This window comes from Acinetobacter sp. TR3 (genome assembly GCF_027105055.1).
In the GTDB taxonomy this organism is placed as follows: domain Bacteria; phylum Pseudomonadota; class Gammaproteobacteria; order Pseudomonadales; family Moraxellaceae; genus Acinetobacter.
Map to the genome: position 1 here is coordinate 366298 of NZ_CP114264.1, position 25429 is coordinate 391726.

General features: G+C 40.2%; 27 protein-coding genes, 2 pseudogenes and 1 riboswitch. Of the genes and pseudogenes, 19 read left to right on the plus strand and 10 right to left on the minus strand.

Annotated features, from left to right (window positions below; genetic code table 11):
• Positions 1-19: 19 nt before the first annotated feature.
• Both O1449_RS01730 and O1449_RS01735 read right to left on the minus strand, forming a co-directional pair.
• Positions 20-1837, minus strand: coding sequence for a cation:proton antiporter domain-containing protein (locus tag O1449_RS01730; RefSeq protein WP_269238990.1), 1818 nt, complete (start codon positions 1835-1837; stop codon positions 20-22).
• Positions 1838-1958: 121 nt separating this feature from the next.
• Positions 1959-4184: a primosomal protein N' gene (locus O1449_RS01735; RefSeq protein ID WP_269239654.1), complete on the minus strand. Its 2226-nt coding sequence runs from the start codon at positions 4182-4184 to the stop codon at positions 1959-1961.
• A 161-nt stretch (positions 4185-4345) separates the two neighbouring features.
• Here O1449_RS01735 and gspF point away from each other — a divergent pair, with 161 nt between their 5' ends.
• The 3 genes from gspF to O1449_RS01750 all read left to right on the plus strand — a co-directional run bounded on the left by gspF (position 4346) and on the right by O1449_RS01750 (position 6753).
• A complete protein-coding gene (gspF, locus tag O1449_RS01740; RefSeq protein WP_269228955.1) occupies positions 4346-5551 on the plus strand; it encodes a type II secretion system inner membrane protein GspF in 1206 nt (401 codons plus the stop codon).
• A 23-nt stretch (positions 5552-5574) separates the two neighbouring features.
• Positions 5575-6144, plus strand: a complete 570-nt coding sequence (gspG, locus tag O1449_RS01745; RefSeq protein ID WP_442865290.1) for a type II secretion system major pseudopilin GspG — start codon at positions 5575-5577, stop codon at positions 6142-6144.
• 264 nt (positions 6145-6408) lie between these two features.
• Positions 6409-6753: a hypothetical protein gene (locus O1449_RS01750; RefSeq protein WP_269238993.1), complete on the plus strand. Its 345-nt coding sequence runs from the start codon at positions 6409-6411 to the stop codon at positions 6751-6753.
• Between the two features lie 51 nt (positions 6754-6804).
• On the opposite strand, the gene O1449_RS01755 is transcribed toward O1449_RS01750, so the two are convergent.
• Positions 6805-7065 carry a DUF2798 domain-containing protein gene (locus O1449_RS01755; RefSeq protein ID WP_269238994.1) on the minus strand — a complete coding sequence of 87 codons (261 nt, stop codon included), beginning with the start codon at positions 7063-7065 and terminating at the stop codon, positions 6805-6807.
• 244 nt (positions 7066-7309) lie between these two features.
• On the opposite strand from O1449_RS01755, the pseudogene O1449_RS01760 reads away from it, so the two are divergent.
• Positions 7310-7507 (plus strand): annotated as a pseudogene (locus O1449_RS01760) (tRNA-binding protein); the annotation flags it as partial.
• On the opposite strand, the gene lnt reads toward O1449_RS01760, so the two are convergent.
• Both lnt and O1449_RS01770 read right to left on the minus strand, forming a co-directional pair.
• Entirely contained in the window at positions 7491-9050 is a 1560-nt protein-coding gene (gene lnt / locus O1449_RS01765) for an apolipoprotein N-acyltransferase (RefSeq protein WP_269238996.1), read from the minus strand. The pseudogene O1449_RS01760 and the gene lnt overlap by 17 nt on opposite strands.
• Entirely contained in the window at positions 9047-9886 is an 840-nt protein-coding gene (locus O1449_RS01770; protein WP_269238998.1) for an HlyC/CorC family transporter, read from the minus strand. Before O1449_RS01770 ends, lnt begins: the two co-directional genes overlap by 4 nt.
• A gap of 175 nt (positions 9887-10061) precedes the next feature.
• Here O1449_RS01770 and tusA point away from each other — a divergent pair, with 175 nt between their 5' ends.
• Positions 10062-10319 (plus strand): sulfurtransferase TusA, encoded by a 258-nt coding sequence (tusA, locus tag O1449_RS01775; RefSeq protein WP_269239655.1) that lies wholly within the window; start codon positions 10062-10064, stop codon positions 10317-10319.
• A 35-nt stretch (positions 10320-10354) separates the two neighbouring features.
• Positions 10355-11149 (plus strand): hypothetical protein, encoded by a 795-nt coding sequence (locus O1449_RS01780; protein WP_269238999.1) that lies wholly within the window; start codon positions 10355-10357, stop codon positions 11147-11149.
• 281 nt (positions 11150-11430) lie between these two features.
• Here O1449_RS01780 and O1449_RS01785 read toward each other — a convergent pair whose 3' ends face one another.
• Positions 11431-13143 (minus strand): electron transfer flavoprotein-ubiquinone oxidoreductase, encoded by a 1713-nt coding sequence (locus O1449_RS01785; protein WP_269239000.1) that lies wholly within the window; start codon positions 13141-13143, stop codon positions 11431-11433.
• A 187-nt stretch (positions 13144-13330) separates the two neighbouring features.
• Between O1449_RS01785 and O1449_RS01790 the strand changes: the two genes are divergently transcribed.
• The 5 genes from O1449_RS01790 (at position 13331) to O1449_RS01810 (ending at position 17770) form a co-directional block, all read left to right on the plus strand.
• Complete coding sequence (locus tag O1449_RS01790; RefSeq protein ID WP_269239002.1) at positions 13331-13954, plus strand: DUF1285 domain-containing protein; 624 nt, start codon at positions 13331-13333, stop codon at positions 13952-13954.
• A 43-nt stretch (positions 13955-13997) separates the two neighbouring features.
• Complete coding sequence (murI, locus tag O1449_RS01795) at positions 13998-14876, plus strand: glutamate racemase (RefSeq protein ID WP_269228946.1); 879 nt, start codon at positions 13998-14000, stop codon at positions 14874-14876.
• A 104-nt stretch (positions 14877-14980) separates the two neighbouring features.
• A complete protein-coding gene (locus O1449_RS01800; RefSeq protein WP_269228945.1) occupies positions 14981-16009 on the plus strand; it encodes a DUF4062 domain-containing protein in 1029 nt (342 codons plus the stop codon).
• Between the two features lie 69 nt (positions 16010-16078).
• Complete coding sequence (hemH, locus tag O1449_RS01805; RefSeq protein WP_050042094.1) at positions 16079-17095, plus strand: ferrochelatase; 1017 nt, start codon at positions 16079-16081, stop codon at positions 17093-17095.
• A gap of 30 nt (positions 17096-17125) precedes the next feature.
• Positions 17126-17770 (plus strand): MBL fold metallo-hydrolase, encoded by a 645-nt coding sequence (locus tag O1449_RS01810; protein ID WP_269239004.1) that lies wholly within the window; start codon positions 17126-17128, stop codon positions 17768-17770.
• Here O1449_RS01810 and O1449_RS01815 read toward each other — a convergent pair.
• Positions 17767-17958 carry a DNA gyrase inhibitor YacG gene (locus O1449_RS01815; RefSeq protein ID WP_241334719.1) on the minus strand — a complete coding sequence of 64 codons (192 nt, stop codon included), beginning with the start codon at positions 17956-17958 and terminating at the stop codon, positions 17767-17769. The two genes, O1449_RS01810 and O1449_RS01815, sit on opposite strands and share 4 nt — an antisense overlap.
• A gap of 91 nt (positions 17959-18049) precedes the next feature.
• Here O1449_RS01815 and O1449_RS01820 point away from each other — a divergent pair, with 91 nt between their 5' ends.
• The 4 genes and pseudogenes from O1449_RS01820 (at position 18050) to O1449_RS01835 (ending at position 20779) form a co-directional block, all read left to right on the plus strand.
• Complete coding sequence (locus O1449_RS01820; RefSeq protein WP_269239006.1) at positions 18050-18694, plus strand: SAM-dependent methyltransferase; 645 nt, start codon at positions 18050-18052, stop codon at positions 18692-18694.
• Positions 18687-19877 carry a TIGR03862 family flavoprotein gene (locus O1449_RS01825; RefSeq protein WP_269239007.1) on the plus strand — a complete coding sequence of 397 codons (1191 nt, stop codon included), beginning with the start codon at positions 18687-18689 and terminating at the stop codon, positions 19875-19877. The genes O1449_RS01820 and O1449_RS01825 overlap by 8 nt, the downstream gene beginning before the upstream one ends.
• A 78-nt stretch (positions 19878-19955) precedes the next feature.
• Positions 19956-20084, plus strand: a pseudogene (locus tag O1449_RS01830) (GFA family protein); the annotation flags it as partial.
• A 56-nt stretch (positions 20085-20140) separates the two neighbouring features.
• Positions 20141-20779: a flavin reductase family protein gene (locus O1449_RS01835; RefSeq protein WP_269239009.1), complete on the plus strand. Its 639-nt coding sequence runs from the start codon at positions 20141-20143 to the stop codon at positions 20777-20779.
• Between the two features lie 14 nt (positions 20780-20793).
• Here the strand turns inward: O1449_RS01835 and O1449_RS01840 are convergent, their stop codons facing one another.
• Positions 20794-21126, minus strand: coding sequence for a HopJ type III effector protein (locus O1449_RS01840; protein WP_087547239.1), 333 nt, complete (start codon positions 21124-21126; stop codon positions 20794-20796).
• Between the two features lie 126 nt (positions 21127-21252).
• On the opposite strand from O1449_RS01840, the gene O1449_RS01845 reads away from it, so the two are divergent.
• The 3 genes from O1449_RS01845 to O1449_RS01855 all read left to right on the plus strand — a co-directional run bounded on the left by O1449_RS01845 (position 21253) and on the right by O1449_RS01855 (position 23090).
• A complete protein-coding gene (locus tag O1449_RS01845; protein WP_269239010.1) occupies positions 21253-22104 on the plus strand; it encodes a DUF2071 domain-containing protein in 852 nt (283 codons plus the stop codon).
• A gap of 59 nt (positions 22105-22163) precedes the next feature.
• Positions 22164-22230: riboswitch (Fluoride riboswitch) on the plus strand.
• A 133-nt stretch (positions 22231-22363) separates the two neighbouring features.
• Positions 22364-22744, plus strand: a complete 381-nt coding sequence (gene crcB / locus O1449_RS01850; RefSeq protein WP_004659163.1) for a fluoride efflux transporter CrcB — start codon at positions 22364-22366, stop codon at positions 22742-22744.
• A 79-nt stretch (positions 22745-22823) separates the two neighbouring features.
• Positions 22824-23090: a DUF190 domain-containing protein gene (locus O1449_RS01855; protein WP_269239656.1), complete on the plus strand. Its 267-nt coding sequence runs from the start codon at positions 22824-22826 to the stop codon at positions 23088-23090.
• A 100-nt stretch (positions 23091-23190) separates the two neighbouring features.
• Here O1449_RS01855 and O1449_RS01860 read toward each other — a convergent pair whose 3' ends face one another.
• Positions 23191-23445, minus strand: coding sequence for a type B 50S ribosomal protein L31 (locus tag O1449_RS01860; RefSeq protein ID WP_005218504.1), 255 nt, complete (start codon positions 23443-23445; stop codon positions 23191-23193).
• A 136-nt stretch (positions 23446-23581) separates the two neighbouring features.
• The gene (locus O1449_RS01865) at positions 23582-24877 is read right to left on the minus strand and encodes an ABC1 kinase family protein (RefSeq protein ID WP_269239012.1); all 1296 of its coding nucleotides are present in this window, start codon (positions 24875-24877) and stop codon (positions 23582-23584) included.
• 148 nt (positions 24878-25025) lie between these two features.
• Between O1449_RS01865 and O1449_RS01870 the strand changes: the two genes are divergently transcribed.
• Positions 25026-25379, plus strand: coding sequence for a hypothetical protein (locus O1449_RS01870; RefSeq protein WP_269239014.1), 354 nt, complete (start codon positions 25026-25028; stop codon positions 25377-25379).
• The last annotated feature ends 50 nt before the right edge of the window (positions 25380-25429 follow it).

The window sequence follows — 25429 nt, forward strand, 5'->3', positions numbered from 1 at the left end:
GGTGTCAGTTTGCCAAAACTCAAGATGTTTCATTGAGTGATTTTGCATCACTTTGTGTGTTTTGATCATTGCTCGCACGATCTAAAATCAAAGTTTTTGTATTTGCAAATAAATACTCAAGCTCGGCAATAGCACTTGGATGATTTTTAATGATCTCTTGTTGATTAGAATTCCAATGTTGCTGGATAAGCCGTTCATCTTCTTGTTTAAAATGCATCATCAAATTTTGTGCTTCATTTTCGCAAAGACCTGTTTCAACTAAGGCTTGCTGTGCCATACTTAACGCAGATGCGTAGGTTTCACGCCAAATCTGTGAAATCCCTAAATCATGAAGTAATCGTGCATGATGACGATCTCGAGCACGAACCAAAATGGTTAACTCTGGATAATTTAAACGCAGATGTCGTGCTAGATTCATGCTGTCCTCGACATCATCAATCGCAATAATCAGTAACTTGCAGTATTCAATACCTGTAGCCCGTAGGTTTTCGATTTGTGTAACATCGGCATCAATAAAACGATGTCCATATTGTTCAATAAAATCAGCATCAGGTTGGTTGCTATCAATCACGTTAAAGTGTTTCCCTTGCGCATGTAAAGCACGTGCAATGACTTGCCCAAAACGGCCAAATCCAATAATGAGAATTGGATGTCGTGGGATATCAGCATTAGCCACAGCGACTTTATTTTTTTGCAGCATCGGTAAAATTTTCCGATGAAAAAGTGCGAAAAGTAAAGGTGTGAATAGCATCGAACCCAAGATAATGAGAAATGTCGGTGCTAATAATTCTGTACTCAGTAAATTTTCGCTTTCAGCCAGCTTGAGCAGAATAAAACTAAATTCACCACTTTGTGCCAAGTTGATTGCAAACAGCGTACTGAGCTTTGCATTGCGTTGTTGGTAATAGCTGATCGCACCTATCACAACTGCTTTAATTATGACCAGTGCAAAGATTAAACCTAGAATCAAGAGTGGAGATTGGCTTAAAGGTGTCAATGAAAGACCTAAGCCAATCGCCAGAAAAAACAAGCCTGTCGCCGCATCTTTAAAGGGTTCGACAATACGTTCCACCTCAACTTTAAATTCACTCTCAGCAAGTAAAAGTCCAGCTAAAAATGCAGCAATCAAAATATGAAGATTTAAAATATCCATAATCAGGATGACTGAAAGCAGGATGAATATGCTGAGTACAGGAATGAGATGAAGACTGTTTTTATGCGCCAAGAAACGAAATATAGGACGAACTAAATAACGATTGGCTAAAAATAGGCCTGAAATCGTAGCGATGAGCGCTGCAAAATAGGCGATTCCATGTCGAGTAGAGGCTGTGTCTTCTAGTAAAGGAAAGAGTGCAATCAGAATGACGGTAATAAAAGCCTGAAATTGTAAGGTGGCTAAAGTAGCTTGTTCTAATTTATGGTTGCTCTGTTGTTTTTGTTGGAGTCGTTGTTGTGGAAGAATCAACGCAGAGAGCGCTAAAGCACATCCGAGAATCAGACTGTGCAACACTTGATTAACCAGTAAGAAACATGCTCCAACTAGAAGGATCGTGATGATGAAGTATTGTAGGCCACTATTTTTTAAGATGCCTCTGCGTTCTCCCCACAGTTGTAGCGGGCGAAAAGCAAAGCCAATAAAGAACATCACGGCAATCATACCGAAATGCAGCAGTTGATTAATCAGTTTAGGATCTTCAATCAAACCAGAAACGCTTGAACTAAGCAAAATCCCTGCAATCAGATAACCTAAAACAGTGGTGGAGGCATAGCGTTTTGTCAAAGGAACAAAAATTAAAGCCGCAGCCAGTAAAAAAATAATCGGGAGCAGTAAAGACATTGAATGCCTCAATTTTTCTATTTTATCTAGACTAACTCAAATGAAGCGCCTGTAAAAATATGATCTGCAAAGATGATATTCGGAAACGCCCTTGGTCATTTGAATCAACGGACGTTTAGCTTTAACTAAACTCTTGTGGATCAACATCGATCGAGAGTCTGAGCAAATGCTGACGTGGTAAATGTACCACTTGTTGCCACCATTGACGTAAATAAAAGTGCAGCTTGGCGCGATCAGTTGATAAAATCACCATATGCGCGCGATAACGACCAGCTTTACGTTCCATCGGTGCGGGAATGGGTCCCCAAATATCCACGATATCACTTGCCATTACTTTCAATTGTTGTGCAATATCTGCTAAGAATTGTAGGCTATAATCTCTGTCTTTAGATTCAACCCGAACCAATACTGCATAACGATAAGGCGGTAACATCGCGATTTTGCGGTCAGCCAGCATCTGTTTGGCGACAGTGCGGTAGTCATGTTCAATCAATGTGGTCAGCATCGGATGATCTGGACGCAAACTTTGCAAATAAACACTGCCTTTATGCTCACCACGACCAGCACGGCCAGCGACCTGTACAATCAGCTGTGCGGTTCGCTCAGGTGCACGTGGATCAACACTGAGCAGTCCTGCATCAATATCTAAAATCGCAACAAGGGTAACATGCGGAAAATGATGACCTTTTGCCAGCATTTGTGTGCCCAACAAAATGCTCGGTTTATTTTGCTGAATGCGATCATAGATTTTTTGCCAGCTACCGACTCGACTGGTGCTGTCACGATCGACCCGAATCACTTCATGATGTGGGAACAGCTCCTGTAAATGTTCTTCAAGTTTTGCTGTTCCTGCCCCAATAGTTTTTAAGCTTTGTTTCTGACATGCAGGACAATGATCAGGCAGACGATTGATTGTGCCGCAATGATGACAATGCAAATAATGGTAGGGCTGTGAATGCAAAGTAAAATGCGCATCACAATGTGGACAGTTGGCTTGCCAACCACAGCTTTCACACATCAGGATCGGTGCATAACCACGTCGATTTAAAAAGATCAGTACCTGTTCTTTACGCTCTAAAGTATGTTTGATCTGTTCGATCAGGGTTTGGCTGAGACCATGCTTCTTTTTTGCGACTTTTAAATCCACCACATACATTTTCGGCAGTACCGCCACGCCCGCCCGTTGATTTAGTTCAAGCAAGTGCAACTTACCTGATTCCACCAAATGATAACTGTCGATACTTGGGGTGGCTGAACCGAGAATGACAGGACAGCCTTGCAAGTGACCACGATACAACGCCACATCACGGGTATGGTAACGGAAACCTTCTTGCTGCTTATACGAAAGATCATGTTCCTCATCTAGAATGATTAAGCCCAAATGCGGCAGTGGGGTATAGATTGCTGAACGTGTGCCAATAATAATGGAAGCTTTGCCCGTTTGTGCATGTTGCCATGCTTGTAAACGTTTTGAGTCATTTAAGCCTGAGTGCAGTAAAGCCACATCGCAATGAAACCGTGATTTAAAACGGGCGACCGTTTGTGGGGTTAGGCCAATTTCAGGTACCAGTACCAATATTTGTTTGCCTTGTTTTAGCACCTCATGCATGACTTGCAAATAGACTTCAGTTTTGCCACTACCAGTCAAACCATCGAGTAAAAATGCTTGATAGTGATGCTGTGCTTTGAGGATATGTTGAATGGCTTTCTTTTGATCTTTGTTTGGTGTCAAAGGCACTTGAGCCAGCTGCACAGGCGTTGGGGTGAAATCATGCGGTTCTAGACAACATTCAACCAAGCCCTTTTTTTCTAATGCCTTTAAAGTTGAGGTTTCTACACCACTGAGATTGAGCACATTCTCCGTAGAACCATGTGGATGAAGCTTTAAAACCTGATAGGCATCATATTGTTTTTGAGAGCGTTTTAATAAGGCATTTGGGTCATCGTATGGGATGATTTTCCATAAATGAAACAGAATGTCTAAGGCGCGCCCTTGTCTTAATAAAGTAGGCAGAGCGCTTTGCATCACCTCACCAATCGGGAATTGGTAATATTGTGCTGACCATGTCAACAAAGTTAAAACTTGTTGATCTAGAATTGATTCCTGATCGAGTAATTCTGTGATGGTCTTAAGTTTGAATTGCCCTGTGAATAGGTCATTAGGATCAACTTTTTCAGTAATGATTCCAATCAGATTTTGCCGTCCAAATGAAATCGCAACACGTGCGCCAACCTGTGCTTGATCGTATTGCTCAGCACTGACCGTATAGTCAAACGTGTCATACACATAAACGGGTATTGCAACTCGAATACGGTACAAAATAGCGTTAGAATTTTGGCTAGGCATATAGGCTTCATTCATGAGTAAAATGGCATGACTGCATGTCATGGAATTATGCTAAAGTGCAAAGTGTTATGTCGATGAATTTCTTGTGAAAGTATCAGGTTTCATTTCAAACACGGATGCAACTGTAACAACAACTATTTTGGGACAATTAGAACAGAACCATGCCTGCTTATCAATTTACCGCGCTTGATGCCTCTGGAAAGCAACATAAAGGTGTGCTGGAAGGGGATTCCGCACGCCAAATTCGTCAACAGTTACGCGATAAAGCATGGACACCCATTGCGGTTGATGCCGTTGAGCAAAAAGACAAACAGCAACAACGCTCATGGTTTAAAAAAAGCTTTAGCGCCTATGATCTTGCCCTGATGACCCGTCAGCTTTCAGTCTTGGTCGCTGCAGGAATTCCACTTGAAGAAGCACTGCGTGCAGTGAGTAAACAAAGTGAAAAATCACATGTCCAAAATTTATTAATCGCCGTACGATCCAAGGTTTTGGAAGGACACTCACTGGCGAAAAGTATGCAGCAGTCGGGGCGATTTCCTGAGCTGTATATTGCAACGGTTGCTGCGGGTGAGCGTTCAGGCCATCTTGATCTGATTCTAGATCAGCTTTCGGATTACACCGAAAATCGTTTTGCCATGCAAAAGAAAATTCAGGGTGCGATGATTTATCCGATCGTACTGATGTTGATGTCTTTCGGAATTGTCATGGGTCTAATGACCTATGTCGTGCCTGAAATTGTCAAGACTTTTGAGCAAAGTAAAGAAGCCTTGCCTTGGATTACCGTAGCGCTCATGAAAGCCAGTGCTTTTATTCGGCATACTTGGATTGCTATGCTGATTCTCGCTTTTATTGCGATCATTCTATTTACCCGCTTTCTAAGAACAACCGCAGGGCATTATGCCTTTGACCGATTAACACTCAGATTGCCACTATTTGGTAAACTTTCGCGTGGTATAAATGCGGCACGTTTTGCCAGCACCTTGTCGATTCTGACCCGTTCAGGTGTGCCTTTGGTTGAGGCTCTACGGATCGGTGCTGAAGTGAGTAATAACTGGGTAATTCGTGATGCGATTGAAGTGGCGATGGAGCGTGTAACAGAAGGTGGTAATTTGGCAACACAATTGGAGCGTTGCGGTTATTTTCCCCCAATGATGGTACAAATGATTCGAAGTGGTGAAGCTTCTGGTGAATTAGATCGAATGTTAGATCGAGCTTCAACCATGCAAGATCGTGAGGTGACGACCTTTATTTCTACATTACTGGCCTTACTTGAACCTTTGATGCTGATTTTTATGGCGGCAATTGTATTGGTGATTGTGATTGCAGTAATGTTGCCAATTATTAATATGAACAATATGATCTGATGAGTAAGATGTAAGAGATGAATATGAATAATTCAATAGATAAACAAAATGCTGGACGTAGCTTGAATGCTTCTACCCTTGCGGAATCTTGCAACTCAGAGTCCGAGTATAATCTTAATCCTGCCATTCGAAGCATAGCTTCTCGTCTTGCGACCCGACCGAGCGTTGCTCGGTTTAATCGGGTCTCAGGATTTACACTCATTGAAGTGATGGTTGTTATTGTAATTTTAGGTGTTTTGGCTGCATTAATCGTTCCGAACGTGATGGGACGTGGTGAAAAAGCCAAAGTTGATACGACGAGTATTACACTCAAAGGCGTTGCTGGCGCTTTAGATCAATATAAGCTCGATAATGGTCGTTACCCATCCATGCAAGATGGTGGTTTAGATGCTTTGGTCAACAAACCTGCGGCCGCTAAAAACTGGTTGCCAGGTGGTTATGTTAAAGGTGGTTATCCAAAAGATAGTTGGGAAAATGATTTACAGTATGTAATTCCAGGCCGTGAAGGTCGTTCATTTGATTTATATTCGTTTGGCGCGGATGGTAAAGAAGGTGGCGAAGGTAATGATGCGGATATTTATTATCAGCCATAATGTTTGAATAAAATATCACTTCACTTTTGAATTAAATAAATAGAAAGTGAAGTGATAATATTTCTTAATTAAATAAAATAGCATAACTATTTGAAAAATATAAAATGAATAAAATATTGAATATGTGAGAGTTATAATAAGAATTATTCCCATATTTGATAGTTACAACAAAAAGAAATTATGCAGAAAAATAGACTATTTCTTTAGATCAAAGCTTTGCATAATAAATTCAAGCCTTTGAAAAATAAGATGTGGAGAAATCAGATGAAAGCATTCTTTATGTTGGATGAACTCAATCAGTTTCATTGGGCAATGCTGAAATCTGTGTTGTTTATTTTAAGCCTATTACCGATGAGTGAAGGTGCTTTGTCCTTATGGCAAACGACTGAGGGTAGTAGCCAAATCATGATCGGCTTCTTTGCACTGAGTATGTTGAGCGCATGGTTTGTATTGTGTTTTTTAAGTGCCTTAAAAACCAGTGTCTGGGATAACCATGAGCTGATTTCTAAATATGAGCAGCTTGTATTTAAAGCCTATCGCTATATTCCGATGCTGTTTTTATCGAGTCTCGTGGCTTATTTATCGGTGCAATTGTCGATTAATTTCTAAGCCCAATATATGCAAAAAACGTAGACTAAGATCTACGTTTTTTGTCTCAAATTAAGTCGGTTGAACCAGTAGCATGGTTAATTTACGTACAATAGGTAATACTAATAGCAGCACAGGAAATGCAATCAACCAAGAAATCCCCCATGCTGACATCCACGTCGCAGAAGAAAATTGTTCAAAACCCATACTTCTGAGTGTACTAATACAAGACACAATAAAGGTCATAATAATCGATAAGAAGAAGGGTAAAACAATAGATGCGTAACGATTTGGAATCTTTTGAAAATTAAAAGAAGATTTTGAATTCTGCATTTTTTACTCCGTAAACCAACAAACGCCAGTGCCTTATCAAAGATAAAAATATCTTGATCAAATAGCTCCACGCTTTGTTGGAGATATGTTGGCACGTTGATTGACGTAAACGTTTACGGCTTTATGATCAGCAAAATTAATTTAGCATGAAGTCTATAACTTTAAAAGAAAAATGAGAATTTTATTAAATTTCTTCAATGATCTAAACCGTATGTAAATGGAATAAATGAAGTAGAATAATTTTACCAAGCTATATCAACCTGATGATTTGATTGGAAAATTGGCTGTTGCTGTGAATTTCCTGAAAAAACAAATTAGTCCGATTCAATCAAAGTGCTTGTTGACAGATTTTCATAAGACGGAAGGGGATGTTGTGCTTTGTGTCCCAGAGTTTGATGTTCCTCTGGGCACAAAGTTATTGTCATTTATCGACGGGATTTAAACGAAATATCAACTTTACGTGGGCGATAAATCCATCCCATTACTAACAATAATAGTGAGAAAATCAAGATTGGATAATCACTCAAACGATTATATAACGTTTGCCCTTGCATAGCAGGCAAATCACCACGTAATACAAATTCCTGATTTAAGGGGGCTTGTTTCACAATGTGCCCATTGTGATCAATAAATGCAGTTACACCCGTATTAGTCGCGCGAATAAACCAACGACCATTTTCTTTGGCACGCATTTGTACCATTTGTAAATGTTGCCAAGGACCTGCTGTACCTGTAAACCAAGCATCATTTGAAACAGTAATTAAAAAGTCACTATTCATCGCATTACGACGGGTCAGATTAGGATAAGCGACTTCATAACAAATGGCTGCTGCAAGCGCATGTCCTTTGATGGTTAGAGGCTTTTGATTGGATTCCCCACGTGAAAAACCACTCATACTGATATCATTTTGCATCGCAGGTAAAACCCATTTCAGCATTCCTGAAAGAGGAATATATTCGCCAAATGGAACAAGACGTTGTTTTTTATACAAGCCATGCGAATCACTGCCTGATGCCATAATACTGTTGTAATACAAGGGTTCACCCACTTGTTGAGACTTTGGCATATCCCAATAAGGGATTCCAGTCACCCAAGCGCTATCTGCCTTTTTTGCTTGAATATCCATTGCTTTTAAAAAGTCTGGAATATCCGTTTGAAATAAGGGAATAGATGATTCAGGCCAAACGATCAGATCACGCCCCCATTCTGCACGGGTTAAAGTGGCATAGATTTCTAAAGTTTTAATTTGATACTCAGTCAACCATTTCAGGTCTTGTGGAATATTCCCTTGAATCAGTGAAACACTCAGAGGTTTAGCTGCTTTAGGATGCACAAATTGAATCAACCCAGCACCCCATGCACCCACTATCAGTAGTGCAGAAGGAATAGCCCAGAACCAACGACGATTTAAAAACTCGACCAAGGCACAAGCCAAGACAATCACAACAAAAGAAACAGCATAGACACCAAATAAAGGGGCATAGCCATCGAGTAAGCGTTCAGTGAAAGCATAGCCTGCAAATAACCATGGAAAACCTGTGAATACCCAAGTTTTCGCCCACTCAAATAACACCCAAAGTGGGGCGAAGGTTAACGGTGTTTCTGGGAAAAAGCGACGGTACAGCCATGTTTGAAAAGCTGTAAATAAACCCATGGCTGCCGCCATAAATGCAATCATCAAAATGCTTAAAAATGCATTGGTATCACCATAAGTATGGATAGAGGTGTAGAGCCAGAACGCACCGACAAACCATAAACCAAAACCATAGGCCCAACCTAGCGCAAAAGCTTGGCGTGGGCTACGTTGACGTAATACAGCATATAACAGAGCTGGTGATAGAATCGCCAGCCACCAAAAATAATAAGGTGCTAAAGCTAAACTAAAGATTGCACCTGAAATGAGTGCAATCAAAAGGGGGAAAATAAAGGGTAACTGTTTTTGCGGTTGAGAAGTTTTTAACAGCTTTTCAAAATAGGCTCTCATTGACGTACAGCTCGAATCAGATGAATAGTGCGTGCATCTGCTTCAATAATGGTAAATTGCCAATCTCCAAGCTCAATGGTTTGACCTTGTAAATCGCTTACTAAACCAATCTCTTGCAGCAGTAAACCGCCCATAGTTTCAACTTCATCATCAGAAAAATCTGCATCTAAAATTGTGTTGAAATGTTCAATTGGTGTAAGTGCCTGCACAACCCATGTATTGGCTGTAGTTGGATCATTGTCAGGTACGATATATAGTGCTTCTTCATCGGCAATATCGTGTTCATCTTCAATTTCACCGACGATCTCTTCGAGAATGTCTTCAAGGGTGACTAGGCCAGAAGTTGAACCATATTCATCGATGACAATTGCAATATGTGTTTGTGTATTTTTTAACATACGCAAGACTTGATCTGAACGAGCACTTTCAGGCACGAAGACAGGTTGGCGCATCAGTGAATGAATATCAACTTTGACATTACGCTCGGTTAGGAAAGGTAAAAGGTCTTTCGCTAATAAAATACCGACCACATTATCGCTTTGATCTGCTGAAAATACAGGGAAGCGTGAATGTGCAGAATCAATCAGTACATCCAAAATATCTAACAGTTGATCATCTTCTTGTAAGCTGATAATCGCTGTGCGTGGCGTCATCACTTCTCGAATCTTTGTTGCTGGGAGATCAAGTACACCCTCAAGCATAGCAACGGTATCTGGCTCTAAAAAGCGGCGTGAGTCTTGAACTAACTTGAGTAATTCATCGCGGGTTTCAGGTGCAGTACCTAACCATTTTCTTAAGCCACGCATACCCCACGACGGACTGGATTCCTCGACCATGATCTTTCCTAAAGACTCTCTATATCAATTAGATGATTTTCATCATACCGAAGAAAAAGCGGATATGCATCAATAAAACGATGCGAAAAATGTACAGTTTTTCAAAAAGCTGTTGATAATTTTTATCGACTTACTTTATGTTAAAATGTGAATATTAAAATATATGAGTATGATGATGTCCGAACGACCTCAACTTCCCACTGTTCAACTTAATACTAGAGGTTTACGTTGTCCTGAGCCTGTAATGATGTTGCATCAAGCCATTCGCAAAGCCAAGTCGGGCGATATTGTTGAAGTCTTAGCTACAGATCCATCAACATCATGGGATATTCCAAAGTTCTGTATGCATCTTGGGCATGAGTTGGTATTAAAAGAAGAAAGTCTGGATGAAAACAGTAATACTGAATATCGATATTTAGTGCAGAAAGGGTAGTCTGGATATTGAATTAAATTTGAGGAAATGGTTCAGTGAAATTAAAACAGTTTGAAAAACACATGTGGGTTTTTGAAACTTTGATTGATAAGGATATAGAGCAGCAATTTGATGAAGCATTGGAGTACTTGTCTCAAGGCAGTTTACTTGCATCAGAGTTGACTCTAACTAGGCTACTTTCTGAGTATCCCCAACATATTGATGCTTGGGTTCATCTTGGGTTGGTTTATGAATATTCTAGTCGAAAAATGGAATCTTATCTCGCTTTGCGTGAGGCTCATCGTATTGGACTGGCAGCATTTCCCACTACATTTAACTGGGATAAAGATTTATTGGAATGGGGCTTTATTGAGAACCGCCCATTTTTAAGGGCTTGCTTTAATTTAGCTTTACACATGGCTGATACACCGATGGCTGTTGAAGCGGAGCAGATTTTTACAAGATTAGTGAAGATATCCCCAAATGATAATCAGGGAGCACGCTATCTGTTATTAAAACGCTTTCTTGAAACAGAGAATAAATTAAAATTGCAATGGCTGGATACCAAGTATCCAGAAGACCATAGCCCTGAATTTTTATATGGAAAAGTATTGTTTGCATTAATGCAGCAAGATATCGATAGAGCTAAAGCCACATTTTCTGAAGCAAAAGCCGCTTTTCCACTGGTTGCTCGAGAACTCAAGAAAAAACGTCATCCTAAACCTGCTGAATTTGAGGAGGGATATATCACTGTGGGTGGGAAAGATCAGGCATTTGTTTACTGGAGAGAGTTTGGTCATCTTTGGCAATATGGAAGCCCCACTTATGAGTTTTTATTGGCCAATATATAGTCATGCTATGAATAAGCTCTGACATTTTGGGACAGGGTGATATATTTATTATGCTTCCTTGATCAGGCTATTTTTAAGCAAATTTTCCAACTTGGCTATCTCAGTAATTTCACGCCATTGAATATTCTGATGTTTGAGTTGCTTAAACACCTTTCCTTTATATCCATAAAAAGAAAAAATTGCATTGATTTTAGCTTGAATGTTAAAAGTAACAAAGCCCCAATCTTTCAATCAGGGCTTTGAGTAATGACTATGTAATAGATTACATGTTTGGATACTAATTACATATTCGGGTAGTTCGGTCCGCCGCCGCCTTCAGGCGTTACCCACGTAATGTTTTGTGAAGGGTCTTTAATATCACAAGTCTTACAGTGTACGCAGTTTGCTGCGTTAATCTGGAAGCGCTTAGAACCATCATCATTTTCCATGATTTCATAAACACCAGCAGGGCAGTAGCGTTGAGCAGGCTCATCCCATTTCGGTAAGTTTACATTCACTGGCACTGATGGATCGGTTAGCTTTAAGTGAGCAGGCTGGTTTTCTTCATGTACTGTATTCGATACGAAGACTGAAGATAAACGGTCAAAGGTCAACTTACCATCTGGTTTTGGATAGTTTGGTTTGAACGTTGATGCATCTACAGTTTTAAGCGCAGCAAAGTCTTGTTTTAAATCGTGTAACGTAAATGGGACTTTAAGGATATTTTGATCGATAAAGTTAAATGCGCCACCAATCCAAGTACCAAACTTGTGCATTGCTGGACCAAAGTTACGTGCTTGATATAATTCTTCTTTTAACCAAGAATTATTGTACTTATCTGTATAAGCAGTTAACTCTTTAGCAAAATGATCGTCACCTTCAAGGACACGAGCAATTGCAAGATCACCACCTTTTTCTACGCCAGCAGCGATTGCTTCAAAAACAGCCTCACCACACAACATACCTGATTTCATTGCAGTGTGAGAGCCTTTGATTTTTGAAAAGTTCAAGAAACCAGCATCATCACCAATTAAGCAACCGCCTGGGAAAGTCAGTTTAGGTAAAGAGTTAAAGCCACCTTTTACAACTGCACGTGCGCCGTAAGAAATGCGTTTACCACCTTCAAGGAATTGCTTAATGGTTGGGTGAGTTTTCCAACGTTGCATTTCCATGAATGGATACATATTTGGATTTTCATAAGATAAATCCACAATCATACCCAAAGTCACTTGGTTGTTTTCAGCGTGGTATAACCACCAACCACCCGCAGAACCTGTTTCAGATAAAGGCCAACCCGCACCATGCATGACTAGACCTGGTTTGTGTTTCGCTGGGTCGATTTCCCAAAGTTCTTTAATACCAATACCGTAATGTTGCGGATCAGCATCTTTATCAAGATTATATTTTGCAATTAGGCGCTTACCGAGGTGACCACGGCAACCTTCAGCAAATAGCGTATATTTTGCATGGAGTTCATAACCAGGCGTGAAGTTATGTGTTGGCTCACCATTTTTGCCAATCCCCATATCACCTGTTTGAATCCCTTTCACAGTACCATCTTCATGGTAAAGCACTTCAGAAGCAGCAAAACCTGGGAAGATCGAAACTTCTAATTCTTCAGCTTTTTGACCTAACCAACGCACAACGTTACCGAGGGAAATGACATAGTTCCCTTCGTTGTGCATTGATTTTGGTACCATCCAATACGGCATTTTTTGTGCTTTCGTATCAGAAAGTAAGAAATAGGTTTCGTCGCCCGTTACAGGTACATTAAGTGGCGCACCTTCTTCTTTCCAGTTCGGGAACAATTCATTCATGGCACGTGGTTCAAGTACAGCACCAGAAAGGATATGCGCACCTACTTCAGAGCCTTTTTCAACAACACACACTGAAAGATCAGGTAGGTTGTTTTCAATCGCTAATTGACGAATTTTAATCGCAGCAGATAAACCCGCAGGCCCTGCGCCTACGATCACTACGTCAAACTCCATCGCTTCACGTTCGATGTGTTCCATGTAGGACTCCTCATATTTTTAAGGGTGGCAACCGTAATATTGCGATTCGGTGCTGCCATGAGTGTTCTGAATTGCCAAACACAAATGCTACTATTGTGCTTGCAAACGTTTGGGATAGTATAGTTTTAAACCTTGGGCTCGCCAATTGGCTGAGCGGTCATATTTTCTCGTCAGCAAGGCATAAACTATGATAAATGAAAATGATTCTTCACAAAACCCTTTAGAAAATCAGGGAAAAATCGTGTTTCCTGATGATAGAAACTTAATGAACATTTCACAATACTTAAAAGATGTACAGCAAAGTCACAAAAGGTCAATTCCACCTTTAGACCAATGGCATCCAAAGCATTGTGGCAAAATGGATTTGAAAGTAAAAGCCAATGGCGAATGGTGGCACGAAGGTCAATTGATCAAGCGGCAGGCGCTATTGGATTTGTTTACTAAAGTGCTTTGGAAAGAAGAGGGTAAATTTTATCTTAAAACACCTGTAGAGCAGATTGAAATTGAGGTGGAAGATGAGCCTTTATTAATCAATCATGTGGATCAAATTGAAATCGATGGAAAATCTTATTTGCAAGTCTCTACAAGCAATCAGGACGTCGTGATTGTGGATGAAACACACCCTATTTTTATGCGTGAATATGCAGGTGAATTACGCCCATATGTACATATACGTTTTGGTATCAATGCTTTAATCCAAAGACAAAGTTTTTATCATCTTGTGAACTATGGTTCTTTGTCTGAAAATGCTCAAGGTGAGGCTGTTTTAACGTTAAAAAGTGGTGATTTGATCTTGCATTTGAGCACCTGAGGTTTAAGCTTAAAAGATTAGATAAATTAGTGCTCACGTGTGTATGACAGCTGTTCAACCTATGCCTCTCTTATTGGATCCTATGCCACACGCATCTGCTGATGCGCCAATTGGGGTTTTTGATTCGGGTATTGGTGGATTATCGATTGCACAAGAAATTGCACAACATTTACCGAATGAACGCATTCTTTATTATGCAGATACAGCGCATGTTCCCTATGGTGCGCGTTCAGACCAAGAGATTCGCAAGCTTACTGCTCAAGCAATTGAGTGGTTGTATCGACAAGGTTGCAAAATTGCAGTTGTCGCTTGTAACACTGCTTCAGCTTTTAGTTTGGATTATTTGCGAGATTATTATGGTGAGCGTTTTCCAATCGTAGGTTTAGTTCCTGCGTTGAAGCCTGCTGTGATTCAAACCCAATCTAAAGTTGTAGCGGTGTTAGCAACACCAGCAACTTTTCGTGGTCAATTGATTAAAGATGTCATGCTCAAATTTGCTGAACCTGCTGGAGTGAAAGTTCTCGCTGTAACCAGTTTAAAACTTGTACCTTTTGTAGAGTCAGGCCAGCAAATGAGTCAAGGTTGTTTGAATGTATTGCAAGAGATTTTACAGCCTGTTGTTGCTCAAGGTGCGGACTTTTTAGTGTTGGGTTGTACCCATTATCCCTTCCTTAAAGATGCGATTCGTCAGGTTTTTGGTGAAAAGTTAAAGTTAATTGACTCTGGGCAAGCGGTTGCACGACAAACAGCATACATTTTGATAAAAAATAGGTTATTATGTGACAAAATAAGTCATAATATTACACGTATTGAATGTTATGTCAGTGGTAATAATGCGATTGAGTTATCATTAGTGCTCAAACATCTAGTACCAGAACAAATAACATGGACGATTCGCAATTTGGATGAAATTACTGCTTAAGTGCGTAAAATCTAATCATATTTGTGGTTTTATCTAGGTTATCTATTAATAAAATTTAAGCAAAATAGCTTAAAATTATTGATCAGTGAGTTGAGGCTTAGCCTATGCAAGATACCCGTTATCAAGTGTTTATTTCTACGTCTGGCAATGAAATGCAACCAGAGCGAGCAGTCTTGACTCAAACTTTGGTTGGGATGGGGTTCTTTTCGTGGGGCTTAGAACAGCGCACACCATTAAGTACCTCTATTGCTCGTCGTCAAATAGATGACTGTGATTACGTCGTAATCTTATTAGGTAGCCAGTATGGCGAACAATCCGTTTCAGGTGTGGGTTACATGCATTTGGAATATATTTACGCCATGACGAAGCAGAAACCCGTGATTGTATTCATGCATGAAGATCCTGAATCACGTGATGCTGTATTACATGATCATAAATTAGAATTAAGAGAAAAATTCAAAGAGTTTAGAAAACAGCTTCAACATGAAGTTGATCAAGTTTTTACTTATCGGACTTTGCGTGATTTAGAACTTGCGGTACGTTCGAATATGCCGCAAATGTTAGAACGTTATCCTGTGGTCGGTTGGGTGCGTCCGCAAAATACCCAAGTTTTACAAGATGAAATTGACAGTTTGCGTGCAAAAGTAAAACAACTTGAAACTGAAGTTGGAAGTCGAGAAGTCGATCCGATTGCAACTGTTCCAAAGGTATCAATGCATGAGATTTATTCATTTGAATATCGTATGCATGCTTATCAAGATGGTAATTTCAAAGAAGTTAAACCATTCCGTAAAATGACATGGGCACAATTACTGAATGTCTTAGGTGCCTCATTTGTAATTCCTACACCTGAAGAATATTTTTCTAAACGTATGAATGAATATTTAAATGAAACAGGTCTCGATGATGCACGTGTAGAAATGCCAAGAGCGCATGCTGTTTCTCGCGCGCAAATCAATATTCGTGCACTCCATGAAATTAAAACACAAATGCGTCAAAATGAATGGATCATTCCAACTGGCCGTGATGATCGTCAACGGATGTTATGGCAATTGACCTCAAAAGGGCAGAAGTTATTAGAAAGTAATATTTTGGATAGTAATCGGGTTTTTCAATTTAAGACTATGCATTAATTCAATTTAAAAAATAATCATAAAGCTGCTAAAGTAATTGAAGAAATTCAGCTATAGCGGAAGCGATCTATGTCAGCTACACCAAAACCAAAAGTGACTGTGGTTTTAGCAAATTTAGGTACGCCAGACGAAGCCACTGTGCCAGCAGTACGTCGATTTTTAAAACAATTTTTATCCGATACACGTGTAATTGAAATCCCGAAACCGATTTGGTGGATTATTTTACATTTATTTGTATTGACATTCCGTCCTAAAAGAGTGGCTGAAGCTTATGCTTCCGTATGGTCAAAAGATTCACCAATGCGAGAAATTGTGCTTGAGCAAACTGAATTGGTGAAGCGACGTTTACAATCGGAAAATCAGCATTTTGATTTGACGGTTGTTCCTGCTATGACCTATGGGCAACCCAGCATATATGGTGTTTTTGAGCAGCTTGAAAAAAACCCACAAGAGCACGTTATCCTTTTACCTTTATTTCCGCAGTATTCCGCAACATCAACAGCACCCCTTTATGATGCTTTTGCAAAATGGATTCCTAAACAACGCCATTTACCCGGTCTGACGTTAATCAAAGATTATTATCAACATCCCATGTTTATTCAGGCATTGGCGGATAGTGTTGTCGCTTATCAAGCCAAATATGGTAAACCTGAAAAATTATTGATGTCTTTTCATGGTATCCCGCAGCCGTATGCGGATAAAGGTGATCCCTACGCTGATCGTTGCCGTATGACAGCGAAACTCGTCGCTGAGGCATTGCACTTAAATGAGCATGAATGGGCTATTAGTTTCCAATCTCGCTTTGGTAAGCAGGAATGGGTTAAGCCATATACAGATGTGATTTTACAGCAATGGGGTGAGCAAAAAGTTAAATCAGTGCAAGTATTGAGTCCTGCATTTTCGGCGGATTGTTTAGAAACATTGGAAGAGTTGGCCATCCAGAATAAAGAACTGTTTCAACATGCGGGTGGTGGGGAATATGCTTATATTCCGGCTTTGAACAGCGATCAAGCGCATATTGATTTGCTTGCTAGTCTGGTTCAGGCTAATCTTGACGCTCTCACTCATACCTTAGCCCATCGTTAAATTGATGTTTTATTTCGCCAGAGGTTTTTTATGTTGCAAGTCAAAATTGTACCCGTTACTGCATTTGCCCAAAATTGTTCTATTCTTTGGGATAGTGAAAGTAAAGATGCTGTTTTGATTGACGCAGGTGGTGATGCCGCTGTACTCAAACAACAAGTAGAAGCACTCGGTTTAAATGTTAAAGCACTTTGGTTAACGCATGGGCATCTTGATCATGCAGGTGCGGTAGGTGAACTTGCTAAGACATGGAATATTCCAGTGATTGGGCCGCATAAAGAAGATCAGTTTTGGCTTGATATGATCCAAGAAGTCTCAGCACGCTATGGTTTCCCGATCCCACAACCTGTCAAAGTTGATCAGTGGTTAGAGGGGGGCGAAACGTTGAAACTGGGTGAAGATGAGTTTGAAGTCCGTTTTGCGCCAGGTCATACCCCAGGTCATGTGATGTTCTATAATGCCAAACATGGTTTGCTCTGGACCGGTGATGTATTGTTCAAAGGTTCGATTGGGCGTACTGATTTTCCAAAAGGTAATCATCAGCAATTACTGGATTCAATTCAACGTGAATGTTTTAGTTTGCCTGATGAAACTCAGTTTATTTCAGGTCATGGACCTATCAGTACTATTGGTTATGAAAAGCAATTTAACCCATTTGTTGCAAGCAAAGCAGGTTAGTCCTCATAATCATCTTCTTGGCGTTGTAAGCCTGCTTGAGGAGCATCTTGAGTCGGTAATTTATATTCATCACTTGCCCAAGCACCTAGGTCGATCAATTTACAACGCTCTGAGCAAAAAGGACGAAATTCATTAGCTTCCCAAGTGCTGGCTTCACCACAACGAGGACAGGGAAATGTACGTGGCATAGAAAATTCCTAAAACATAAAACAAATAGATTAGGCAAAAGTAAAGTGAGTTGTTAGACTTATGCCGATTTCTAGATAGTTTGATGAGATTATGTCGATTCGTCAATTTCAAGCACAACGTATGCAAGCCCCTCGTGATTTTATTGCCATTCCTAGTACACCGATTTGTGTCGAAATTGGTGCTGGAAAAGGCAAACATGCCTTGTTGTTTACGGGGCAAAATCCGCAAACCACGTTGTATGCGATTGAACGAACCAAAGAAAAATTTATGGCGATGCAAAAACAGCATCAACTAGAACCGCGTGAATATCTCAATCCGATTCATGCCGATGCTTTACCTTGGATTGTGCATGCCTTATATCCAGCTCAAGTGGAACAATTTTTTATTCTTTACCCAAATCCAGAGCCGCATAATCCTGCACAGCGTTGGCTGAATATGCCATTCTTTGAGTTCTTAGTATCTCGCCTTCAGCCCAATGGTACGCTTACGCTCGCAAGTAATATCCCTTCATATATTGATGAAGCGGAACAGCAGTTGCTTGAGCTGTGGAAATTACCGTATGAAAAACAAAAAATTGCAGCAGATTCTGCACGTACTCATTTTGAAATTAAGTACTTGGAACGTGGTGAGTTGTGCCAACAACTGATCATTCGAAAACCAGAAGGCTATACAACCCGTTTTGATGATTTCGCACCTTTGCAAGGGCAGAATATTCAAGAGAACCTTGATGTCTAAACGCATTGCGATTATTGGTGCAGGTCCAGCGGGCTTGATGGCTGCTGAAGTGTTGAGTCAATACAACTATCAAATTGATGTGTTTGAACAAAAGCCTTCGGCTGCCCGTAAGTTTCTTATGGCGGGAAAAACGGGTTTAAATATCTCACATGCTGAACCTGTAGAGACTTTTGTACAGCGCTATGATCGTGTGGATTGGTTGAGCCCTTGGGTGAAACAATGGGATGCTCAGTGGATTCAAAATTGGATGCAAGGTCTTGGGATCGATTCGTATGTCGGCAGTTCAGGACGCGTCTTCCCTGTAGAAATGAAAGCAGCGCCGTTACTTCGTGCTTGGTTAAAACGCTTGATTCAGAACGGTGTGAAATTTCATTATCGTCATCGTTGTGTGGATTTATCCAACAATCAACTCACGATAGAGAATCAGACTCAGCAATTTAGTGCAACTTATGATGCGATTGTGTTGGCCTGTGGAGCAGTGTCATGGTCACAATTAGGCAGTGATGGCGCTTGGCAGCAATGGCTTCCTTCCGATGAGATTGAACCATTTCAGGCTAGCAATGCTGGGGTTCTGAAACAATGGTCGTCGTTTATGCAAGATTGTTTTGGTCAGCCACTCAAACGAGTTGATGCGTGGGTTACATCTGAGCGAAAGACACATGGCGATATCATCATTACGCATTATGGTTTTGAGAGTGGTGTGATTTATAAGCTGGGGCGTGATTTAAGAACACAGCTGAGCCAAAAGAAAAACCTAAAACTTCACCTAGACTTACTTCCAGATCTCAGTATTGAACAATTAGAAAAGAAGTTACAAGCCAATAAGAAGCAGTCACTTACTAACCTTTGGCGTAAAGCAGGCTTGGATCAGGTCAAAATTAATCTGCTTCGGGAAATCGTTGATAAAAGCTTATGGTCAGATGCCAAGCAAATGGTGCAGCAGATCAAACATCTCAGTATTTCTTTAGATGGCTTCCGTCCAATCGAAGAAGCGATTAGCTGTGCGGGCGGGGTCAAGCAAGATATTTTATCTCCACAATTGCAATTGAAATCTAATCCTTATGTGTTTTGCTGTGGCGAAATGCTGGACTGGGATGCACCAACAGGTGGATATTTGCTGACGGCTTGTTTTGCCACAGGGCGAGCAGCAGGGCAAGGCGTACAACATTTTTTAAGCAGATAAATACGCTGTTTTGTACTTTGTTTGATATGTGAATAGTGTTAGTTTTGAGTAGTCAATAAATATAGGATGTATGATGATATGTCTGAACAATCGCCAGTATATCAAGGGAGTTGTTTATGTCAGGGCATCCGCTACGAAATTCAGGGTGAAATTGGTGAGATCGTTCAGTGCCATTGTCAGCGTTGCCGTAAAGCGAACGGGACTGCATTACAGATGATTTACCACAATATATCGAACGCCCATAAGTAGGTAGTGCAAGCATTATGATTTTTGAAACCTCTGAGTTAGATGCAAATCAGATCTATCGTTTGTTGGTTGGGGGAATTACGCCTAGACCCATCGCATGGATCAGTACCATTTCTGCTAGTGGCGTAGCCAATATAGCCCCTTATTCATTCTTTAACGTTGCGAGTTGTCATCCTCCCATCCTTTGGTATTCACAAGTCAATCCAAGAAATGGGCAAGATAAAGATACTTTGAGAAATTTAATCGAGACGCAACAATGTGCGATTCATATTGTAAATTCACAACTGCTTGAACAGATGAATTTATCTTGTGCTGTATTGCCTCCAGAGCAAAGTGAGTTTGATTTTGCTGAGATTGAGTCTGAACCAAGCCATGCGGTCGCAGCCTTGGCAGTAAAATATGCACCAGTGCGATATGAATGCGAATTAAGAGAAGTCATTCAACTCAGTAGCTTAGCATCTGGAGGTACAGTCGTATTGCTGGATGTCAAATCGATTTATGTTGATGATCGGTTATGGGATGGACAGATGATTGATCAACAGCAACTCGATAGTGTTGGGAAAATGGGTGGCGATTTTTATAGTTTAACGACAGATTTATCTAAATTAGTTAGACCCAACATTACAATAGAAAATGATGATAAAAAAGGAGGTTAAGTACCTCCTTTATCTTATTTTGCAGTCAGTGCTTTACCTTCAAACTTCACGCCATCCCAGCCATTTTGCATAAACTGACGGATATTTTGATGATCTGTTGCTTCAGGTGTCGCCAATACAGATGCATAATGTTCCGCAAATAAACTGAGCGTCTCCGCTTGATTTAAGCCTTCGATTTGCGCAAAGCTGAGTACTTTTGCGCTGCCTTGGTTTTCGGTTGCAGCATTTGATTGTGCGCCATTTTGAAAGGCTGTTGGCGTATGTTGATAACGCGCTTCAATAAATGCCAATACGTCTGCAAACTTTGCTGAACCATCTTTAAGTTGTGCCAATAAGCTTTGAGCCATTTCAAAATTCCATATTTGGTGAAGTAATGCCCGCATCATAACATTTAAATACAGCATCGTATTTGAACTGGACGTTGTAATCTTGGCATTTTATGCTCAAAGCGAGCATCAATCTTTTGAATAATAATGAATAGACACCGTTTAAGGTGGTCCTCACCATGGTCTACATTGCGATTTTTCGCACCGATATTAAGTTGTCGTTTTGTCTTGCAACTCCGTCGTATGGTGATGCGCATTCTTCCTTTTATGCGTTTACAAAGTCAGGTGAGCAATGTGGTTTATTTGTCTTGGTTGGTGGATGTTGAGCAAGTTCGCCAGCGTTATCCAGATCCTGTTATTTTATGGGAAAAGCAGGGCAAAACCATCTTTACTATTTTAACTTATCAGCACCAGCATTTTGGCTTTAATTTCCTTGGAAAACTACGCCAGCTAATGCCTTCACCTCGGCAGAGTAATTGGCGCTTTTATTTAGATGAATCAAAGCCCAAGACCGTAATCTTTGAACAAGTGATCGTTGATCAAGCTCTGTATGTGATCGGTGGTCGCCTCGCCAGTGATGTGATGCCTGCGCAATATGCGCCAAATTTTCAGCATCAACGAGATGGAAACGCGATTCATACTTGTATTCGCATGGATGAAGATTATTCTTTTAGCAGTGATATACACATCACCACGCAGAAACGTTTACCTGAGGCTTGGCAAAGCTTATTTTCCTCATGGGAGGAGGCCGTTCAATTTTTGGTGGATCAAGATCATGCGTGGGCTGAATGGATTGACCAACCGACTCGGATGTCGCAAGGGGATATCAACATGCCTGTGCAATTTCAACAAATTCAGGCTGCTGAGATCCATAAATTACAGGCTCCTCAATTGTTGCAACAATTTGATTTAGATGATGATGCCGCAGTTTTCACTTTTGTGATTCCTAAACTGGATTTTTATGTGGTGGGAGAAAAAGTATTGCCAGAATCTCAATAAATTGTGGATAACTTTGTGTTTATACACAGCAGTTGAGTTGTCGAAAAATTATGTTATTTTAGAGCAAAAGAGATGGCATTCCTCCTATTACAAACCGCCGTTTTGGCTAATGATGCCTACGTTACCTTGAACAGGGGGCGTAGGTTTGTGCGTGCTCTGTTCTCATTTTTGGAGTTCGCAGATGACAAATTTTCAGAAAAATATTTATCAATCTATGTTTAATGTCTGTTTATCTCCAACCTCAGGTTTGGAGTAAGTTATGTATTATCCATTACTTTCGATTGCTTTAGGTTCGGTACTCGGTGCATGGTTACGTTGGTTTTTGGGTTTAAAGCTGAATCCTATTTTTCCCAATATTCCTTTAGGAACGGTCACCGTCAACTTTGTTGGTGGCTTTATTATTGGTTTTGCAATTTCCTATTTTTCTCAAAGCTCTCTCAGCCCCAATTACAAACTGTTCGTGATCACGGGCTTTTGTGGTGCATTGACCACGTTCTCAACATTTTCGGCTGAGATTATTACCTTATTACAAAGTGGTAAATTGGGTTATGCCTGTGCTGCGATTTTGATTCATGTGCTTGGATCATTGCTGTTTACCATCTTAGGTATGAGCCTGCATCAATGGCTTAGTGCTACATAGATAGCCAAGGAGTGATGAAATGAATGGATTTTTAATTACTTTTTATACGACACAAAACCATAATGTTTAGGGAAAACCGATTAGCGAATGGCTGTTGGCAGTCGCAAGTCAAATGAATTTGCGTGGGGCGACAGTATTAGCGGGTTTGGAAGGTGTTGATTATCAGGGTTTATTTCATTCTGCTCGTTTCTTTGAATTAGCGGATCGACCTATACAAATTCAATTTGCAGTAAGCTCTGAACAGGCAATCGAATTATTGAGTTATCTGAATAATAAAAAGATTTCTTTATTCTATGTGAAAACACCGATTGAATTTGGCATGGTGGGTAAATCAACTGATCGCTAGGATGCATAGAATCTAGACATAAAAAAAGAAGTCTAAGCGGAGGAGATATAACCTTAGACTTCCAATATTAATAGCTTAATGAATGAAACTTAAAACAAGATTAACCTTTGCGATTAAAACGTGCAAAGCGTTTGTTAAAGCTGGCAACACGACCTTCATTACTTGCTTGGCGTACTTCACCTGTATAAAACGGATGCGATGCACTTGAAATATCTAGGGTAACGTATGGATAGACTTTTCCTTGATATTCTTTGCTTTGTTTGGTCTGTAGTGTGCTACCAATTAAAAAGTAGGCATCAGCATTGGTATCATGAAACAAGACTTGTTGATAAGCAGGATGGATATCTTTACGCATTTTAAATGACTCCTATTTTTAGGGTATGTTATAACATAACAATATATGGAGTCAATTCTAATGCTTTCAAGTGAGTGATCTATAAATTGTAGGTAAAATATTTCACCCCCTTTATTCAAAATAAAGGGGGTGGTTTTTAGTAATTTGGAACAAGCTCTTCAAATAAATCATTTAAGTTGTCGTGAACTTTAAGGTGAATCAAGTTCCAATAATGTCCTGAAATCGTACGGTTGACCATGAGCGTATCTGGAGAAGGTTTAAATACATCCCAATATTTCAGCGATTTTTTAACAAGTCGCATTCCATCGTGATGCGATGAATTTTCGGCAAAGTCATAATGCGTGCTTAATGGGCGCAATAGGATTTCAATCCATTGCGTATACAGTTCTGTTGGAAATTTCTGCTTTTCAGCAATCGAATGCAGTGCAACCAATAAATCCTCAACCTGAGCAATATCCTCTTGGCGAGCTGCATTGACCAATGCTTTAAAGTGTTGAATGATTTCAGGGGATAGTGTTTTGACGCTACCGTAATCATAAATAATCACACTGCCATCTTCACGGAAAGCGAAGTTGCCCGGATGAGGATCACAATGAAAACGCTTCAAGAAAAACATTTCTTGTCCCAAGGCACGAATCAAACGACGACCGATTTGATTACGGGTTTCAACTGACCATGTACTTGCGGTTTCAATCGAATCGCCTTGTTCAAGACTGAGCGTCAGTACGCGGCGAGACGAATAATCTTTATAGACGGTTGGTATGATGATTTGATCATCCAACTTCTCATGAAAAATTTTAAAAACCTCGAGGTTTTGTGCTTCGATTTCATAGTTCAATTCAGCAGAAAGGCTGTCCTGAATTTCTTGAAATAGTTGATCTTGTAGCTTCTTATCAATCTTAAGTACGCCCATTAAGCGCAATGCGAGGCGGACTTGCTTTAAGTCACTTTCACAGGCTTGGTCAACCCCTGGATATTGTACTTTCACCACAACTGCTTGCCCATTTGGAAGTACCGCACGATGTACTTGACCAATCGAAGCTGCTGCAAATGGTTCGGTTTCAAAAGAGCTAAAAATTTGGTTTAAGGGTTTGCCTAACTCTTTTTCTACTTGCTGTTGGATCGCAGCAAAAGGCATAGCAGGGGCTTGGCGTTGTAGTTTGGCAATTGCTTTGGCGACTTCAGGTGGAAAGATATCTTTATACTGTGAGGCAATTTGCCCGACTTTCATCACAGCACCTTTCATTTCACCCAATGTATCGGCAATTTGTAGACCGATGTCTTGGAACAATTGGCTGCGTGCTGCGTTTTTTTGTTCTTCATCTGCGGTGAGATTACGAATGGAGTTGGCAACGCTTTTACTGGCAATACTTGCGGTCATACCAGCCAGTTTAAAAAAACGTCTACTGGCAGAGCTTGCATGTTTTGCCATATTCGTTTGACCTCATTCGATTCAGTTTCAAAGTGATACCCTGATCATAGGCGACAAAACTTAAATTGCCTATAACAAATAATGTTAAGTGATGTAAGAATATAATCGGATATAGTTAAAATATTTAGCTCTAGGTCTATGAGATAAAATGCCAAAATCCATATGGAAATTACATTTAAATGCGACATCAGAACGTTCTGCTCAAAAGATCATACAGCAATGTATAGATGTATTTGAAAGAGTACCAATAAGCTTAAAGATTGAAAAATATAATAAAGGCGGTTACATGGCAACGTTGGAACTTGCACATGACGAAAACTATTCTTGGTCGGAACTTGTGTTGGAAATAATTGCACTTGGTCAACGCTTAGGGAGTGGTTGGAGTATCTATGGCAATATTAATGATGATCCAAGTGCCGTTTTAAGTAAAAGCATGGGTAATCATATCCGAGTAAGTGGCGTTGACTGGGCTGATTGGTTATTACTCAAAGATCAACTGTAAAGGTGATAATCATCTGCATAGGCGAACGCAGTTCGTCTGTACACATATGA